The organism is Verrucomicrobiota bacterium, from assembly GCA_027622555.1.
Taxonomy (GTDB): Bacteria; Verrucomicrobiota; Verrucomicrobiia; order Opitutales; family UBA2995; genus UBA2995.
The window spans coordinates 15,675-31,408 of the sequence record JAQBYJ010000014.1 but is presented as its reverse complement, the minus strand read 5'-3'; the positions used below and the strand labels follow the sequence as shown (position 1 = coordinate 31,408).

Here is a 15,734-nt window from a genome sequence, read left to right as displayed (position 1 = left end):
GCTACTAATTTTCACCGGATCAAACGACCCGTCTCTTCCAAGGAGGAGATAATCTCAGAAAGTTCATCGCTGGCATCGATGGATTGAGCCTGCCTCAGTTTTGCCAAGGCCTCTTCTCTTTGTTCCAGCCCAAGCAGTAGCTGCGCATGGGCATAGTATGCATTATAGCTGACTTCCGGATACATCTGGGCCAGTTCAAAATATATACCGGCCTGGTCGAAATCCCTTTGTTGAACTAAAATTTGTGCTAGAAACAAAAGTGCCCTGGGCTGCGCCGGATTCGCATTCAAGACTCGAAGAAAAATTGTTTCCGCCTGGTCCAATCGTCCATCTTCCATGTAGAACATGGCCTGGATCATATCAGTTGACTCCGGATCGATGACTAATCCAAGTTCCGTCCCTTTGTTGGTAAGCTTTCCAAACAAGCTCTGAGCTTCCTCTACAAAACCAAAATACAGCATGCCCTCACAAACCTCCAATACATCTTCCAGGTCAGCGGCCTCGCTGGCCAAGTCGATCATTACTTTGAACTCCAGGTTCGCCTGCTCAACCATCTCTCGATTAAAATACAGATTGCCCAGCAAACGATGAGTTCGATAACTGGAACCACCTAATTGATGAACCATTTCCACATGGGATATTACTTCATCCTCCCGGTTAAGCCGCATCAGCAAACTGGCCACATTTTGCCAATTAACAGGATTGTCCGGATCAAACAATAGTATCTCCTCCGCGACGCCCAGAGCACTGTCATTGCGGTTCAAATTGATAAGACTTTGAAATATCCCAAACCGCCAGGTATTGTTTCTAGGATTGAAAAGCATGGCCGATTCGAAGGCGGACAATGCACTTAAATACAATTCTTTATCGAGGTAGAGAAATCCGATCAACCCGTGAATCTGGGAATCATTACTCCCGAGCTCGAGTGCCTTGAGCAAAACAGGAAGTGCTTTTTCATTCTGGTCGTTCTGCATAAACGAGTACCCAAGATTTTCATACGCTCTCAGAAAATTCGGATGCTTATGGATCGCCAAAATATATTGCTCCTCCGCCAGATCATGCTCGTCACTTTCAAAGAAGAAATTCCCGAGCAAGAAGTGTAAGGAAGCACTGACTTCAATTCCCTGTTCCTCCAATGTCGCCATCGAGTTTGTGATGAAAGTAATCGCTCCCTCACTATTATCGAGAAACGCCAGCACGCCTTCATACACATTAAAATTATCGACATCCAACTCTGGCTCCAGGTAGGAATTGATCCCATAGCTGCCCTTAAATCGTTTCTCAAAGTCATCCTCTCTCCAACCATCAGGATCCGTGGGCAATATAAAAGGGAGCTCATCCAGTGCCAAAACCGGGAACTGGCACAGGCAGACCAAACAGATCCAGATGAGAAACTCTTTTATAATCGCTTTCATATGTCCCATGCAACTTTCATCAAGATTATCTCCGATTCGCCACGAAGGTAGCTCCTACACATCGGTTCGAATTTCCCTATACTCACATCCATCATTCCTGAACCTCTTGTGTAAGATTATCTCCATCAGGTCCGGAACGGAAATGGATCACGCTCTTGATTATGGTCCGTGTTGGTTTCCCATGTCGCTTGGGTCGACTATAAATCGCAGCATGAACTGACTCAACCACGGGATCAATGAGTTCCGGGTAATCGGCCTCAATCACCCGCCGAACCCGCCCGACACCTTGCTCACTTATTTCGATCAATAATAAGACATCACCCGAGAAAATACCCTGCTCTTTTAAAGATTTCGGGAATACATTACCCGGGATATAAATCGTCTTTGGAGCAGAATCCACGCCTTCCAGACGGACCGAACCAAAAGCGCCAAACAGATCACGCTGCTCCATCAGATACTCCAAGGTATCTCGCTCCTTTAACACCTGGGAAACGTCAACCTGCAGGTTCAAAGGCATCGGCTCGATAGTCCTGGAAGGGATTGTCCGGACGGGAGTGGGTAGTTTGGGAAGCGATGAGGGTTGAGAGGAAGAAGAATGAACGGCTTCCTCTGATTCATTTTCCGGGCTTTGAATCTGAACACTTCGAATATCGAGGCTTTCCAATTCGTTAGTCGGAGGCCGCTCCCGCTGCACAAACGACAACAGATACAATAACCCAAACAACATAAGTACACCTCCCAAGCCAGAGACACCGGTAACCGCGATAGGATTATTTTCTGCGACCGCATTCATGTTCGTTCAATGGTGGCCACATTCACCACTTCGATCCCAGCCCGTTTAATCTCGTCAATTACTTCCACAAGAAAACGGGTCGGCACACGCCCGTCCACCTGGATAATGACCGGTTGATCCTCCTCCGGGTGAAGACGCTCCAACGTGGGCACGATGCCTTGAAGACCAATCTCAGCTCCACCATAGTAAATCTTAAGATCTTCACTTACTGCCAGATAAATACTCTCACGATCGAGCGCAACTGACTGACTCGATTGAGGACGCTCAATTTCCACTCCCGTTTCCTGTACGAACACCGAAGTCACAATAAAGAAAAGTAACAAAATAAATACGATGTCGATGAGAGGAGATATATTGATACCTTCACCGCTCTCTTCTTCCAAATCGGATGACCAGGCTTTTTTCATCGAGCCCCTCCCGCTTGAAATCCTCGCAATCGATTCACAGTTCCTTTGTATTCACGCAGGAGGTACTTCTCATGAAAATGCCGGTAAAGCATGATGCCGGTTAATCCGATCACGCCGATGGACAATCCCATTTGCGTTGTTACCAACGCTTCAGAGATTCCAACTGCCACCAGGTTCTCTGTGTAGGAAATTCCTTTGCTCGCCAACCCACGAAACGTTTTCAACATACCGGCCACCGTTCCCAATAGCCCCAACAAAGGCGCAATCCCGGTCAGCACTTTCAGATACCTGAGGCGTCGCTCAAACGACACTTCATGTTCATTCCCAACGCTAAAGTGCAAGTAAAGCAATGCTCTCAACTGCATCGTAAACAGCAGCGCACCGAGAACCAGCAACGGGACCATCATCCAACCTCCTTTATCAATGTAATCTGTAATATTTTGAAATGCCATATTACCGCTTAAATAAATGAACACTGTGGTATATTTTACCGTCATTATGACACTTGCTGGCCTTAACTTGCCCGGTGCTGCGGGGACGCAGCTGCCCTACCACAAATTGCTGAATTGGTAGGGCAAGAGCGTCCCCGCTCTGCCGCATCCTTGCTTCAAAAATATCTATCTTCATTTGATAAGAAACTACCATTCAACTCCCCTACTCACCTGCTCCATTAAAGTGGCTGAACCAACCAGGATCTTTTTTACGCGTCGTTGCAAAAATGCGTGCAACACCAGGGCAGGAATCGCCACAACCAAACCAAACTCGGTAGTTATTAACGCTTCCGATATTCCACTGGAAAGTAGCTTTGCGTCTCCCGCACCAAACAAACTGATAAGCTGAAAAGTTTTAATCATCCCGGTTACGGTACCCAACAAACCCAACAAAGGAGAAACGCCAGCAGTCAGTGCAATGATCGGGAGCCATCGATTCATATTGAACTTAAATTCCTGGTAAGCCACATCCAGCTCAGCGGATTGAATATCCGGGGACACATCTTTTACCGCAATAAGGCTGGCGACCAACCGCCTGCTATCACTCTTATATTCGTTATTTAACTTATCCGGGGATAGGTTTCGCAATTCCTCAAACTCCAGAATACTTGGAAGCCTGACCCGCTGTATCGAGATCCATTTGAAGATGCTGGTTAAGAATGCAAGAAGCCCAAAAAGACAGATAGGAATCATCCAAAATCCACCCAAAGCCAGGTGCTCCATAAACGATACAGATTCCTGTTGAATCAAAGCGGCCTGACCCAAGGTAGGATCCACCGGGATCAGAACTTCATTACCTGCAAACAATCCGCGAACGGCTGCTTTATGGTTATCATCCAGGCTTCGTATCTGTGGTTGCAAACTCTCACTCGCCGCCAGGTTGCCAACCACATTATCGTTCGCTCCTTTGAAAAACACCAACGGTCCGAATTGTATTGCCGAACCTCCAACCAACACACCCGTATCTGAAACAGCTTCCGTTTCAAACTTCGTACCGCCAGGCAAACGATCCAGGCGATTCAAAGATGCTTCTATCACCTCCCATTGAGCCTCGGCATGCTTGATCGGAGAGGTCCCTGCTTGGGCTCCAGTCGACAATAAAGTATCCACATAGGAATACCGCTCACCCACAACCAGGTCCGATTCGAAGTTTTGTCGAAACCGAATTGCCTGGCTCCCCAGGTAACCCGCTAATTCCTTTGATGTGCTTTGCCTGGACTTTAGCTGGTCCAACTCAAAGTTTCCGCCTTCCTGCTGAGCATCCAGAAAGCGTTTATTTTTCTGTTCTTCTACCAGCTTCTCACGAATCTCCCGAAGTTCACGAGCAATCGGAAGCTTTTCATCAACGATCTTGTCACGCTGCTCCGACAATTCTTTTCGAACCGCCGTTAATTCTTCGCGACTCCAGGCAAGTGCTTCTTCAAGCGTTTCAGCTCCACTAAAAGCGGAAGAAACAATAAACAAAATGAAACAAGGGATTAGAGATCTCATTGAACACTCCCTTCTGTCGGCATGGGTAGTGCCAAATAGCGAGGTGCCTCCTGTCCGGATAGCACCGCGCCCAAACTAAGCAAATCGTCGAGCAGTTCATTATCCTCCACCCAATTCCAGTCGTTACCGTCCCGTAGGATGATCCCAGCCAAGCCTGATTTTTCGGAAAAATAATAACCTCCCGAAAGGCCAAGATAAACGACACTAAATTCTCTACGCTGACCGTCTCCCAAATCGTTTACTTCTGTTAGCAGGTGAATCGATTGATGGAATTCATTCGCCTCAGTAATAATATCCAGGCAAAGGTCGAACACCTGCTTTAGGTCAGCAGAATCTTTCGAATAATCCAGCGTCAGGACATCCCTTAAATTCGCATTGAGGTCGAGCTTGAGGCTTGGCGGAAATCCTGCAAACACGTTTGAAACGCGTTGTTTCAAAATCTCCAGTTTACCCGTCCAAAAATTAACTAATTCATCGGAGGCTTCCAGGTCAGTGGTTAAGCGAGTTGTTTCGGATTGGATGCTTTCCAACTGGGGCCTCAGTTCGTTAAGCGCTGCCTCCAGAATACTGAGTGCCTGGGTATCGAGTGCCAGTTGCCCTTCCATCAATTCCTTTTGCTCGCGCCAGGCTCGTTTCTCATTCGACAGCGATTCGCGCAGCCTGACCACCTCCAATAAATTCTCCCGCGTCTCGGCTATGTCCCCAACCGTATCGGCATATAGGAAACCCCCGAGGAGTGGAAAAACTAAAACGATCTGGAGTAATAGGGGTGGAAGACGAAAAAGAGGCATAGGTGAGCGTTCATTCAATGCGAGAGATTCCTTCGAACCAAGAAAATTTATTGGCTACTCAGCAAACTCAAAACACCCTAAATGGGTTACAGGAAAACCAGCCAGCGAATTAATCATAGACAAATGCATAAGTCTCTAGGAGAAATGATGCAACTGCGTTTCCAAATTCCCATGAAGAAGATTTTCAAAATAACCGGTCTCATCCTGCTAATCGTATTCCTCGGCATCCAATTCGTTCCTGTCGATCGCACGAATCCTCCGGAGATTGCCGATTCCGAAATTCCCGACGAAGTAAAAGCCATCCTCAAAGCCAAGTGCTACGACTGCCATTCGAACGAAGTTACCTGGCCCTGGTATTCTTACATTGCTCCCATTTCCTGGAAAGTAGCCGAACATGTCAAAGACGGCCGCGGCGAGGTGAACTACTCCAAATGGGATACCTATTCATCGGACAAGCAGGAAGAAAAAGCAGGTGAAACCTTTGATGAAGTGCTCGATGGGGACATGCCCATAGAAAGCTACCTTTGGATTCACCGAAATGCGAAAGTCACCGAAGAGGAAATCGATATCATCGACCTCTGGTCAGCGGGTGAATTGTAGGACGATTGGCAACAAGGACGACCTCCCGGCCCTTCCCATGTCGCCAGGCTATGAGGGACACGTCAGCTCTTGCCAAAAGGAGGCGAGGTCTGAAGGTTCAATCGGATCCGGAGAAGAGTCTTTGCCTGGACTGGGAGGAGCATTAATGTCCTTTGGAGTTAAAGGTGTCTAATCAACAACATGAAGTATTCGTATTAGACTTAAGTATGATTAAATAGGAGTAGGAGAGTTGAACATTCTCCCAGATTACTCCGGCCAAAGTTTAAACCGGGCGGCTGTGAAATGAGGATCAAATCCGAATACATGCTTCAATCCTTCGCGCTGCATTAATACAATGGAGATGCAATCCGTGAATGAGATTCCCTGATCAGCATACTTCTTCATTATTCGAAGGGCGTTCCGCAGATCCTCATCGGTAGTAGTCAACCAGTGAATTAATTGAGTATTAAGATAATTGACACCGCATTCAGCGGCAAAGGCATAAGAGTGGCGACGGCCTAACAAGCTTATGCATTCGTCGAAAACATGTTCGGAACTGTACAGTTGGCATGGGGAATCTGCCAGCTTAGTCCAGGCGCTCGAAGCCTTTTCGTGAAATTGATCACGCACCAATTCGCGGGCAATAAAACAACCGGTATCCAGGAACAGTTTTTCGGGAATCATTCTCCGTACAGGTATCGATCGTGATTAACCGACATATCGGAGGGAATATCCGCATCGGAAGGTTTCCAATTGCTGAATAGCGGGTCCTCACTTCGGATTTGAGTCGCACCTCCATCCTCCGTCACCGCTTGCTCCAATTGTTTTCGAATAAGCCCACTCAAAGTCGTCCCGTTTTTCTTAGCCAGACTCCGGGCTCGCTTCTGCAGGTCATCCGGCAACAATATGGTGGTTTTATTCATATGTATATGGCTATCATATTATCCATATCTTTCAATTCTTAATTCACCACTCAATCCAACAACGCATCAAAGCCCGGGATTCCCCCGCAACCGGCCTGTCCTGAGCTTTGTCGAAGGGTCGAAGATGAACCAGAGATCGAGCTCGCGGTTGAGAAATATATTGCAATATCAATGTTTTACTTTGAAATTGTAAAGATGTTTATCGAGCGAACACTGGGAAAGTACTTGGAAGAAAGTTTCCATCAGTTCCCTGTAATCACCATTACCGGTCCCCGGCAGTCAGGAAAAACAACCCTGTGCCGTCACGTCTTCAAAAAGTTGCCTTACGTCAATCTGGAACGTTTGTCGGAGCGGGAATTTGCCCGGGAAGATCCCGAGGGTTTTCTGCAACGATTTCCCGAAGGCGCCATTATCGACGAGATCCAGAATGTACCTGAAATCCTATCAGAGATTCAAGTCGTAGTCGACCAAGCCCAGCGAAATGGGATGTTTGTTTTGACCGGCAGCCAGCAATATTCATTGCGGGAAGCGCTCAGCCAATCACTCGCAGGACGAACCGCGTTGTTCCGCCTGCTGCCGTTCGCCTTGGAGGAGCTGGGAAAAAGCAGAACAAACCTTTCAATCGACCAACTGCTCTATACGGGTGGGTTTCCCCGTATCTACGAGCAGAACCTGTCACCAACGCAAGCGCTCGGCGATTACTTCGAAACCTATGTGCAAAGAGATTTGCTGCAGGTCAGCAGTATCAAAAACCTGGATGCGTTCGTGAGGTTAACTCGTCTTTGCGCCGGTCGTGTAGGACAGATGCTCAACATGCAAAGCCTGGGTAGTGAAGTGGGGGTTTCGCAGACAACGGTAAAAGAATGGATCAGCTTGCTGGAAAGCGGCTACATCCTGTTTCGTCTTTCGCCCTATCACGCCAATATAGGCAAGCGCTTGGTGAAAACTCCCAAACTCTATTTCCACGATGTGGGCTTAGTTTCCTACTTGCTGGGAATCGAAAATCCGCGGCATCTGGAATCGCATCCTCTTCGCGGGCAATTATTCGAAAATCTTGTGGTCAGTGAATTGGTAAAAAAGCGATACCACCGAGGTCAACGACCCGATTTGCATTTCTATCGGGACAACATTGGCAATGAAGTGGACGTCGTTTGGAAAGAAGATGAGTGGAACTTGCTGGAAATCAAATCCGCTCTCACAGTGACGAAGGAATTCAATAAAGGATTCAACGCGTGGGATCGTGCTCATAAAACAACTACACCAGAAAAGGTTTTGGTTACCGGAGGCGAACAAGATTACACCAGGAGCGGCATCCGTGTTGTCGGATACAGGAATTTCCTGGTTTAATCCTCCAACAATTTATCAAAGCGCGGATTCCCACGCAGCCGGTCGAAGATGAACCAGAGGTCGAGCTCGCGGTTGAGGAAGATAAGTCCCTTGAATTTGCTGGCCACAATCAAGTCATCGATTGCGGCCTCCTCGTCGCCGAGTAACAACAGTCCCATCGCTCTGTAGACATAGTGGTAGGGTTGATGACCACGACGATATTCCGCTTGATTCGATATACGTTCTTCCACCTGTTTGCTAATGGCAAAAAACTCTTCGCGGTTTCCTTCCAGAGCATAGCTAATCATCAGATTAGAATAGAAATCCAACCCAACAAGCGGACTCTTTTCAATGGAGCTTTCTAAATAAGTTTTAGCCTTGGACAGTTCGTCCCGAGATTTTACCTCGTCATCCAATTCACGCCACAAGATTGCGGAGAGCAAATGGTGGGGCATTAAGTATAATCCCGCGCTGCGAATATTAAGTTGGAAGCGCTTGGAACTCTCGGAACTACTGGAATCCATTTCTTCCAGATGAAGCAGGGCGTTTTGAAAGTCACGAGCCACCACGGCTTTCCAGGCTAAGCCTCCCGGTTCGTCTATAAACTCGGGGATTTCCTCCATTGCCCTGATATAAGCCTCCTTATTGCCGCTTTGCAGGTAATGGGTGTTTGCTTGCCTCATCTGCCAGGATGCCTTGTCATCGCTCCGGTTGAGATTGAGCTGAATTAGCTCATCCGCCTTTTCCCAAAGTCCCCGGTGTGCGTAGATATCCATGAGTCTTTCATTGGTTGCGGAATCTAATGGGTCGGAGCGAATAATGGATTCCAAATGGAATTGTGCGTCTGAGAAACGTCCCACGAGGATGTACCTAAATGCCAAATCCCGTCTTGCCGGGTGAAATCCCGGATCGATCACCAAGGCCTCCAACAGAGAATCTGTTTCAGCTTTCCAATCCAAATTCTCCAATTCTTCAAAACAGGATTTAACCCAGGGAATATCAGGTAATTCAGGTCCAAACCGCTTGGCTAGTTCGAAGGCAAAATGGGCTTCAGCCAATAGTTTGGAATCATTCCGACGTCTCTGAAAGGCCCATAGCCTGCAGCGCTCCCGGGCAAGTAAGGCCCAGGCTTCGGCAAACTGAGGGTCGAGCACTACGGACTTTTCTAATAGATTAATGGCCTCTTCTCCACTTTGCAATCGAGCCTGCACAAAGGCATCGTAGGCCTGCTGGTTTTCAGTGGGACGGTATTCGATCTTTACGATTTCCTCAGGCAAAATGGCCGCTTTGAGTTGCCGTGCGATTGCCTTGGCCACCTCTGCCTGGATGGCGAAGATGTCGTCGAGCGACCGATTGTATTGCTCCGCCCAGAGGTGGGCGTCGGTTTGGGTGTCAATCAACTGAGCGGTCACCAGGACCTGATTGCCGGCACGCCTGACAGAGCCTTCAACCAAGTATCTGACCCCCAGTTCCTCGCCGATCTCTTTAAGCTTCTTGGTCGTGCCTTTGTATCCGAGCGTTGAAGTGCGGGAGATGACCAGAAGCTTTTCGATCTTCGACAGGTTAGTCAAAATATCCTCCTGCACTCCATCAGCAAAAAAAGCATTTTCAGGATCGGGACTCATGTTGGCGAGGGGGAGGACGGCAATCGATTTGTCCAAGTCTGTGACTTGGAGGGGCGATGGAGAGAGGCGAGGGGCGATCCGCCTCCTGAGACATCCGGCGAGACAGGGGGACCTGATCGAGTCGAGTAGAAATAAATGGCCAGGGCTCCAAAAATGAGGGTGGGAATGGCTGCTCCGAATAAAAAGGTGAACCGGTTTCGTTTGCGTTCCTGCTTTTCCGATAGGGGAACTTCGCCCTGTTCTTCCCGGGCGTGTTTGGTCGTTTTGATCCCATCCGGCGTCAGCTCAAACGCCCAGGCGATGATCAGGGAAACAGGAAATCCCAAAAGAACCATAAGCACCACAAAACGAAACGCCCAATCCGGTATACCGAAGCCTTCAAAGGTCGTTGCGGCTATCTGGATGATCAACCATGCCACCACCGCGTAGACGGTTCCCACCCGCACGACATGACGCCGCTTCAGCTCTTGCCAGAATGCGGCGAGGGCCACTTTTCTTGAGCCTGTCGAAGAGGAGGGCTTGGATGAGTCAGTAGAAGAATCTTTATCCATTAGGAAGAGAAATGGCTAGGAGAATACGAGTAGACCCTTGAAAGTACTATATATTTCAATCGAAGACTCAAGCATCGATATTGAAGGAAACGCACTGAATCCCCAGCTAACAGCAACTTAGGCACTTTTAGATAATAGGCTTGTTATCATAAGCGGCTTATGTTGTTGTATTCCCAATGGTTAACAAAGAAATATCGGCTTATATGGCTAAGATTGGTCGGTCTGGAGGGAGAAAAAGCAAACGCGCTCTGGCTTCCACAAATGCCAAGCAAATGGTCCGCGTTCGAGAAGCGCGGAAGGCCTTCCGTGATTTTCATGACACTTGCTTCTGGAGTAGCCCGCCCAACTTCCAGGTAAGCATGACCGATATAGACTGGGTGGTTGAACAATTGAAACGGCATGGTGGGCAAGCAGGCTGGGAACGAGCAGAACGATTATGCCGTTAAGCGATATTCAGTCTCGGGTATTGAAATTAATCGCTGTCAATCGATCTCCTGTTAGCAGTTTCGTAGAATCTGAAACGCTTCGTTCATCCATCGAAACTTTTTTTCATCGAAAGATAACTGAATAGTGGACTTCTGCTTTCAACTTATCGTTGCCATTCAGAAGGACTGAATCCGATTGGCGAATGGTCAGGCATGTGCTAGGGACTGTTTCCATACTACCCAATGATCAAGATATCCCCGAATTGTATTATTAAACTCACCCGCTGCACCGCGCTGGGGAGCCTGCTGTTTGCTATTCATGGCCCAGTGACGGCCAAGGTGGATTTCAACAGGGATATTCGGCCGATTCTTTCTGAAAATTGTTATACCTGTCATGGTCCGGATGAAGAGGCTCGAAAAGGAGGTTCCAAAAAAACAGGGCGGCTCCGCCTCGACACTCAGGACGGTTCACGCATGGATTTGGGCGACTACGCGGCGGTAGTTCCTGGAAAGCCCGAGGAGAGTGAACTGATTTATTTAATCACCACGGAGGATGAGGACGATCGTATGCCTCCAAAGAAAGAGGGTGAGCCTTTGGACGAAAGTAAAATTGCCTTGCTTAAGCAGTGGATTGAGGAAGGAGGAAAGTACGATGTCCATTGGGCCTACAAAAAGCCGGAACGTCCAAAAGTCCCAAAAGTAAAAGCAAAAGGTCTAAAAAATACAATCGATCATTTCATAGCAAAACAACTTGTATCCGAAAACCTGGCACTCTCAGCCGAAGCCGATCGAAACGCACTGGCTCGGCGAGCGGCATTTGATCTCACGGGCCTCCCACCGACTCCTGAAGAAGTTGAGGCATTCCTCGCCGACAAAAAAAACGGCGCCTACGAACGCTATGTGGAACGATTATTGGAGAAGCCTGCCTACGGAGAACACTGGGCGCGGATGTGGTTGGATCTGGCACGTTATGCTGACTCAGCTGGATATGCGGATGACCCGCTGCGTACCATCTGGGCATTTCGAGATTACGTCATCCGCTCCTTCAACGAAAACAAACCCTTCGATCAATTTACCATCGAACAAATCGCTGGTGACCTGTTGCCAAATCCCGGTGTCGACCAACTTGTGGCCACCGCCTTTCATCGCAATACCAAGACGAACAGCGAGGGAGGCACGGACGATGAGGAATTTCGTAACGAGGCAGTGGTGGATCGAGTCAACACCACCATGGCTGTTTGGATGGGCACGACGATCGATTGCGCGCAATGCCACACCCACAAATACGATCCGATAACGCAGACGGAATATTTCAACATGTTCGCGATTTTTAACAATACGGCTGACGAAGATCGCAAGGATGAGCGACCTCTCTTGCCTATTTACACAAACACACAAATCGAAGAACGAGAGGAGCTACAAGCTGAGTTAGTTACTCTTAAACAAGAGCTGAGGAACAAGCTAAGGAATCAGAATCAACATAAACACAGAGGCGAGTGGGAAAAGGCACTGACTAAAGGAGGCAGTTGGCAAACCCTACGGCCTTCTCCAACAGAAATGAAGGCCAGCTCAAAGGCACCACTCACCATCGATGAGCAGGGAATCATTGAAGTAACTGACAACCCCGCACCACAAGAGCATCTGACGATTACCACAGCAGCCCCCGAAGGACAGGGTCAGATCACAGGAATCAAACTGGAAGTGCAGGCGCATGAGAAAGTCTGGGTGCTGAACGAGTTCGAGGTTCGATTGGTTGAGTTTGGACAAGAGGAAACAGAATCTGAGGGAGAGGAGGAAGAGTCAGAAGAAACGGAAGAGGCAGAGACCAAGAAAAAGAGAGTTCCAAGACTCAAGTTCACTAATCCCACCGCCAGCTTCGAGCAGGAATGGTATGTAGCCAAGGACCTGTTGGATGGAAATTCGAGTGACCGGTTTACCGGTTGGGCGGTGGATGGAAATTTGAATGCGGTTAACGAAGCCGTGTTCGAATTGGAAACACCTTTAACCATTCCGGAGGACGCAAAACTGGAATTTATTTTCCGACAAAACTTCCCCAACAAAAAGTTAAAACGCTTCAGGTTATTCGTAAGCTATGAGGATGCACCGATGCCGGCCATTCCCCAGGAGCTGGAATCCGCTTTAAGAACACAAGCGAAGCAACGAACGGCAGAAGAGGAAGCTCAGTTGTTTGAATTCTTTGCCCAACATGACCCAGGCTCCAAGGCTGAACTTAAAAAGATCGCGAGCATTGAAAAAGCCTTGGAGGCGATTAAACCGGAGACCGAAGTTCCTGTGATGCGTGAAGTGGCCAAGGGCCACCAACGCCAAACCTTTCTCCAATATCGTGGAAGCTATACGGATATTGGACCCGAAGTATCCCCAGGAATCCCAGGAGCATTTCATGCATTAGCTGGTGAACAGAAACCCAACCGGTTGAGCTTAGCCTATTGGCTGACAGACAAGAACAACCCACTCACAGCCCGGGTCGTTGCCAACCGCTATTGGGAAGCCATTTTTGGAATTGGACTAGTCGCCACCTCAGAAGATTTTGGCTCGCAAGGAGAAGTGCCCTCTCATCCCGAGTTATTGGATTGGCTGGCAGTCGAGCTGATTGAAAGTGGATGGGACATAAAACATCTTTTGAATTTGATGGTAAGCTCCGCAACCTATCGGCAAACGTCCAAAGTCACTCCCGAACACTACGTCCGAGATCCGGATAACCGACTGCTGGCTCGTGGACCTCGATTCCGCCTCTCGGCGGAGATGATTCGCGACCAGGCACTCGCAGTCAGTGGACTGCTTAGCCCAACGATGTTTGGCCCATCTGTTCGACCGCTACAGCCTGAAATGGGGCTGACAGCCGCATTTGGAGGGAAGACCGACTGGAAAACCAGTGAGGGGGAGGACAAACATCGACGCGGGATTTATACCACCTGGAGAAGGTCCAACCCCTACCCTTCCATGACTGCGTTCGATGCCCCCAATCGCGAGATATGCACTATCCGTCGAGCCAATACCAACACTCCACTTCAGGCTCTCGTCACGTTAAATGATCCCGTTTACATCGAAGCTGCTCAAGGTCTCGGTCGACGTATGGCTGCTTTCGACGGTGGTGTTGAAGCGAAGATAGCTCACGGCTTTCAACTGAGTCTGGTCAGGGCACCCTCATCGAAGGAAACAGCCGCTCTCGTCAAACTGTTTCATGCCACCAAACAGCACTACTCCAATAATCAAGAGAATGCGGTAATCATGGCAACGGATCCTATTGGTGATTTACCTGACCACGCCGATGCCGCAGCATTTGCAGCATGGACGCTAGTGGGGAATGCACTCTTGAACCTTGATGAAATGTTTTTGAAACGATGAATCCCTATCTCGAACAGATCCAGCAAACCACCAGGCGGCATTTTTTAAAACAGACCTTCGCCGGACTGGGTGGCGTTGCGCTAGGTTCACTCATGAGCCCCGATGCCTTTGCCAAATCGGTCGATCCTCTTGCACCGAAAATTGCTCACTTTCCTGCAAAGGCAAAACAGGTCATCTACCTTCACCTTACCGGTTCACCACCCAACCTGGACTTGTATGACTACAAGCCGGAATTGATCAAGCGAGACGGTCAAGATTGCCCGGCAGAATTTTTAAAGGGCAAAAAATTCGCATTCACATCAGGCACGCCGAAGTTACTCGGGACCAGACAGACTTTCAATCAATATGGTAAAGGAGGTCTCTGGATGTCCAACGCGATTCCGCATCTGCAAGAAGTGGCCGATGAGTTGTGCATGATCCATTCCTTGAATACAGATCAATTCAACCATGCTCCGGCAGAATTGTTTACCTTGACCGGATCTCCCCGACCAGGGCGACCTTCTTTTGGATCCTGGGTTACCTATGGTCTCGGAACCGAGAACAGCGATTTACCGGGTTTCATCGTACTCATCTCAAGCGGCTCCCAACCCAACGGCGGAAAAAATTCTTTTAACAACGGATTCCTGCCTCCGGTTTACCAGGGGGTACAATGCCGATCCAGTGGCGACCCCGTACTCTATGTGTCCGACCCCAATGGTATGGATCGCGAAACTCGTCGCCGCAGCCTAGATGCCATTCACGAAATCAACGAGCTTCAAGCCGAAGAATACGGACACCCGGAAACACGAACCCGCATTTCCCAATACGAACTCGCCTACCGGATGCAAATGTCCGTCCCCGAGGTTATGGACATCAAAGCCGAGTCTCAACAGACCATCGAGGCTTATGGGGCCGAACCCGGCGCATCCAGTTTTGCCAACAACTGTTTGCTCGCGCGCAGGTTAGTCGAAAAAGGAGTACGTTTCGTTCAACTCTTCGATTGGGGTTGGGACTTTCACGGCACCAAGGCTGAAACAGGAGTTGGCCAAGGTTTGGTCGACAAGGCCGCCACGGTAGACAAACCGATCGCAGCCCTGATCAAGGACCTCAAGGAACGAGGTATGCTCAATGAGACGCTGATTATTTGTGGCGGAGAATTTGGCCGCACTCCCTTCCGGGAAGGTCGCACTTCTGCATCCGCCGTTCTTGGTCGAGACCACTACCCGGATTGTTTCACCATGTGGATGGCTGGTGGTGGCGTTAAAGGTGGCTACTCCTATGGCGCAACCGATGAGCTCGGATTCGCTGTCACTGAAAACAAAGTCCACATCCACGATTTCCAGGCAACGATCATGCACCTCCTCGGCTTCGACCACGAACGACTCACTTACCGCTTCCAGGGCCGGGATTACCGACTGACCGATGTGCACGGCAAAGTGGTGCAGGATGTGATTGCTTAAGCATAAGTTATTGAACCACCGGCTTCGCTAGAGATAACGGAGGAAACGGAGACGAATGAAAATTTTGTTTGAGGGTGTCAGTAAATGTGCGGTGAGCATCTGGCCCTCTTTT

General features: G+C 48.9%; 15 protein-coding genes. 5 read left to right on the top strand and 10 right to left on the bottom strand.

Annotation, left to right across the window (positions count from 1 at the left end; all coding sequences use genetic code 11):
• Positions 1-11: 11 nt before the first annotated feature.
• The 6 genes from O3C43_05850 to O3C43_05825 all read right to left on the bottom strand — a co-directional run bounded on the left by O3C43_05850 (position 12) and on the right by O3C43_05825 (position 5,388).
• Positions 12-1,415 carry a tetratricopeptide repeat protein gene (locus O3C43_05850; protein MDA1066008.1) on the bottom strand — a complete coding sequence of 468 codons (1,404 nt, stop codon included), beginning with the start codon at positions 1,413-1,415 and terminating at the stop codon, positions 12-14.
• A 91-nt stretch (positions 1,416-1,506) separates the two neighbouring features.
• Positions 1,507-2,208, bottom strand: coding sequence for a hypothetical protein (locus O3C43_05845; GenBank protein MDA1066007.1), 702 nt, complete (start codon positions 2,206-2,208; stop codon positions 1,507-1,509).
• A complete protein-coding gene (locus tag O3C43_05840) occupies positions 2,205-2,615 on the bottom strand; it encodes a biopolymer transporter ExbD (protein ID MDA1066006.1) in 411 nt (136 codons plus the stop codon). The genes O3C43_05845 and O3C43_05840 overlap by 4 nt, the downstream gene beginning before the upstream one ends.
• Positions 2,612-3,067, bottom strand: coding sequence for a MotA/TolQ/ExbB proton channel family protein (locus O3C43_05835; GenBank protein MDA1066005.1), 456 nt, complete (start codon positions 3,065-3,067; stop codon positions 2,612-2,614). Before O3C43_05835 ends, O3C43_05840 begins: the two co-directional genes overlap by 4 nt.
• A gap of 186 nt (positions 3,068-3,253) precedes the next feature.
• Entirely contained in the window at positions 3,254-4,597 is a 1,344-nt protein-coding gene (locus O3C43_05830; protein ID MDA1066004.1) for a MotA/TolQ/ExbB proton channel family protein, read from the bottom strand.
• Entirely contained in the window at positions 4,594-5,388 is a 795-nt protein-coding gene (locus O3C43_05825) for a DUF3450 family protein (GenBank protein MDA1066003.1), read from the bottom strand. Before O3C43_05825 ends, O3C43_05830 begins: the two co-directional genes overlap by 4 nt.
• A gap of 123 nt (positions 5,389-5,511) precedes the next feature.
• On the opposite strand from O3C43_05825, the gene O3C43_05820 reads away from it, so the two are divergent.
• Positions 5,512-5,988: a heme-binding domain-containing protein gene (locus tag O3C43_05820; protein MDA1066002.1), complete on the top strand. Its 477-nt coding sequence runs from the start codon at positions 5,512-5,514 to the stop codon at positions 5,986-5,988.
• 246 nt (positions 5,989-6,234) lie between these two features.
• Here the strand turns inward: O3C43_05820 and O3C43_05815 are convergent, their stop codons facing one another.
• Together O3C43_05815 and O3C43_05810 are read right to left on the bottom strand one after the other, a co-directional pair.
• Positions 6,235-6,651: a PIN domain-containing protein gene (locus tag O3C43_05815; protein ID MDA1066001.1), complete on the bottom strand. Its 417-nt coding sequence runs from the start codon at positions 6,649-6,651 to the stop codon at positions 6,235-6,237.
• Complete coding sequence (locus O3C43_05810; GenBank protein ID MDA1066000.1) at positions 6,648-6,890, bottom strand: ribbon-helix-helix domain-containing protein; 243 nt, start codon at positions 6,888-6,890, stop codon at positions 6,648-6,650. Before O3C43_05810 ends, O3C43_05815 begins: the two co-directional genes overlap by 4 nt.
• Before the next feature lie 195 nt (positions 6,891-7,085).
• On the opposite strand from O3C43_05810, the gene O3C43_05805 reads away from it, so the two are divergent.
• Entirely contained in the window at positions 7,086-8,237 is a 1,152-nt protein-coding gene (locus O3C43_05805; GenBank protein MDA1065999.1) for an ATP-binding protein, read from the top strand.
• Here O3C43_05805 and O3C43_05800 read toward each other — a convergent pair.
• Positions 8,234-9,841 carry a hypothetical protein gene (locus O3C43_05800; protein ID MDA1065998.1) on the bottom strand — a complete coding sequence of 536 codons (1,608 nt, stop codon included), beginning with the start codon at positions 9,839-9,841 and terminating at the stop codon, positions 8,234-8,236. The two genes, O3C43_05805 and O3C43_05800, sit on opposite strands and share 4 nt — an antisense overlap.
• Entirely contained in the window at positions 9,838-10,392 is a 555-nt protein-coding gene (locus O3C43_05795) for a hypothetical protein (protein MDA1065997.1), read from the bottom strand. Before O3C43_05795 ends, O3C43_05800 begins: the two co-directional genes overlap by 4 nt.
• Before the next feature lie 176 nt (positions 10,393-10,568).
• Between O3C43_05795 and O3C43_05790 the strand changes: the two genes are divergently transcribed.
• From O3C43_05790 to O3C43_05780, 3 genes are all read left to right on the top strand, one after another.
• Positions 10,569-10,838: a hypothetical protein gene (locus O3C43_05790; GenBank protein MDA1065996.1), complete on the top strand. Its 270-nt coding sequence runs from the start codon at positions 10,569-10,571 to the stop codon at positions 10,836-10,838.
• Between the two features lie 222 nt (positions 10,839-11,060).
• On the top strand, positions 11,061-14,183 hold the full coding sequence (locus O3C43_05785) for a PSD1 and planctomycete cytochrome C domain-containing protein (GenBank protein ID MDA1065995.1): 3,123 nt from the start codon (positions 11,061-11,063) through the stop codon (positions 14,181-14,183).
• Entirely contained in the window at positions 14,180-15,622 is a 1,443-nt protein-coding gene (locus O3C43_05780; protein ID MDA1065994.1) for a DUF1501 domain-containing protein, read from the top strand. The genes O3C43_05785 and O3C43_05780 overlap by 4 nt, the downstream gene beginning before the upstream one ends.
• The last annotated feature ends 112 nt before the right edge of the window (positions 15,623-15,734 follow it).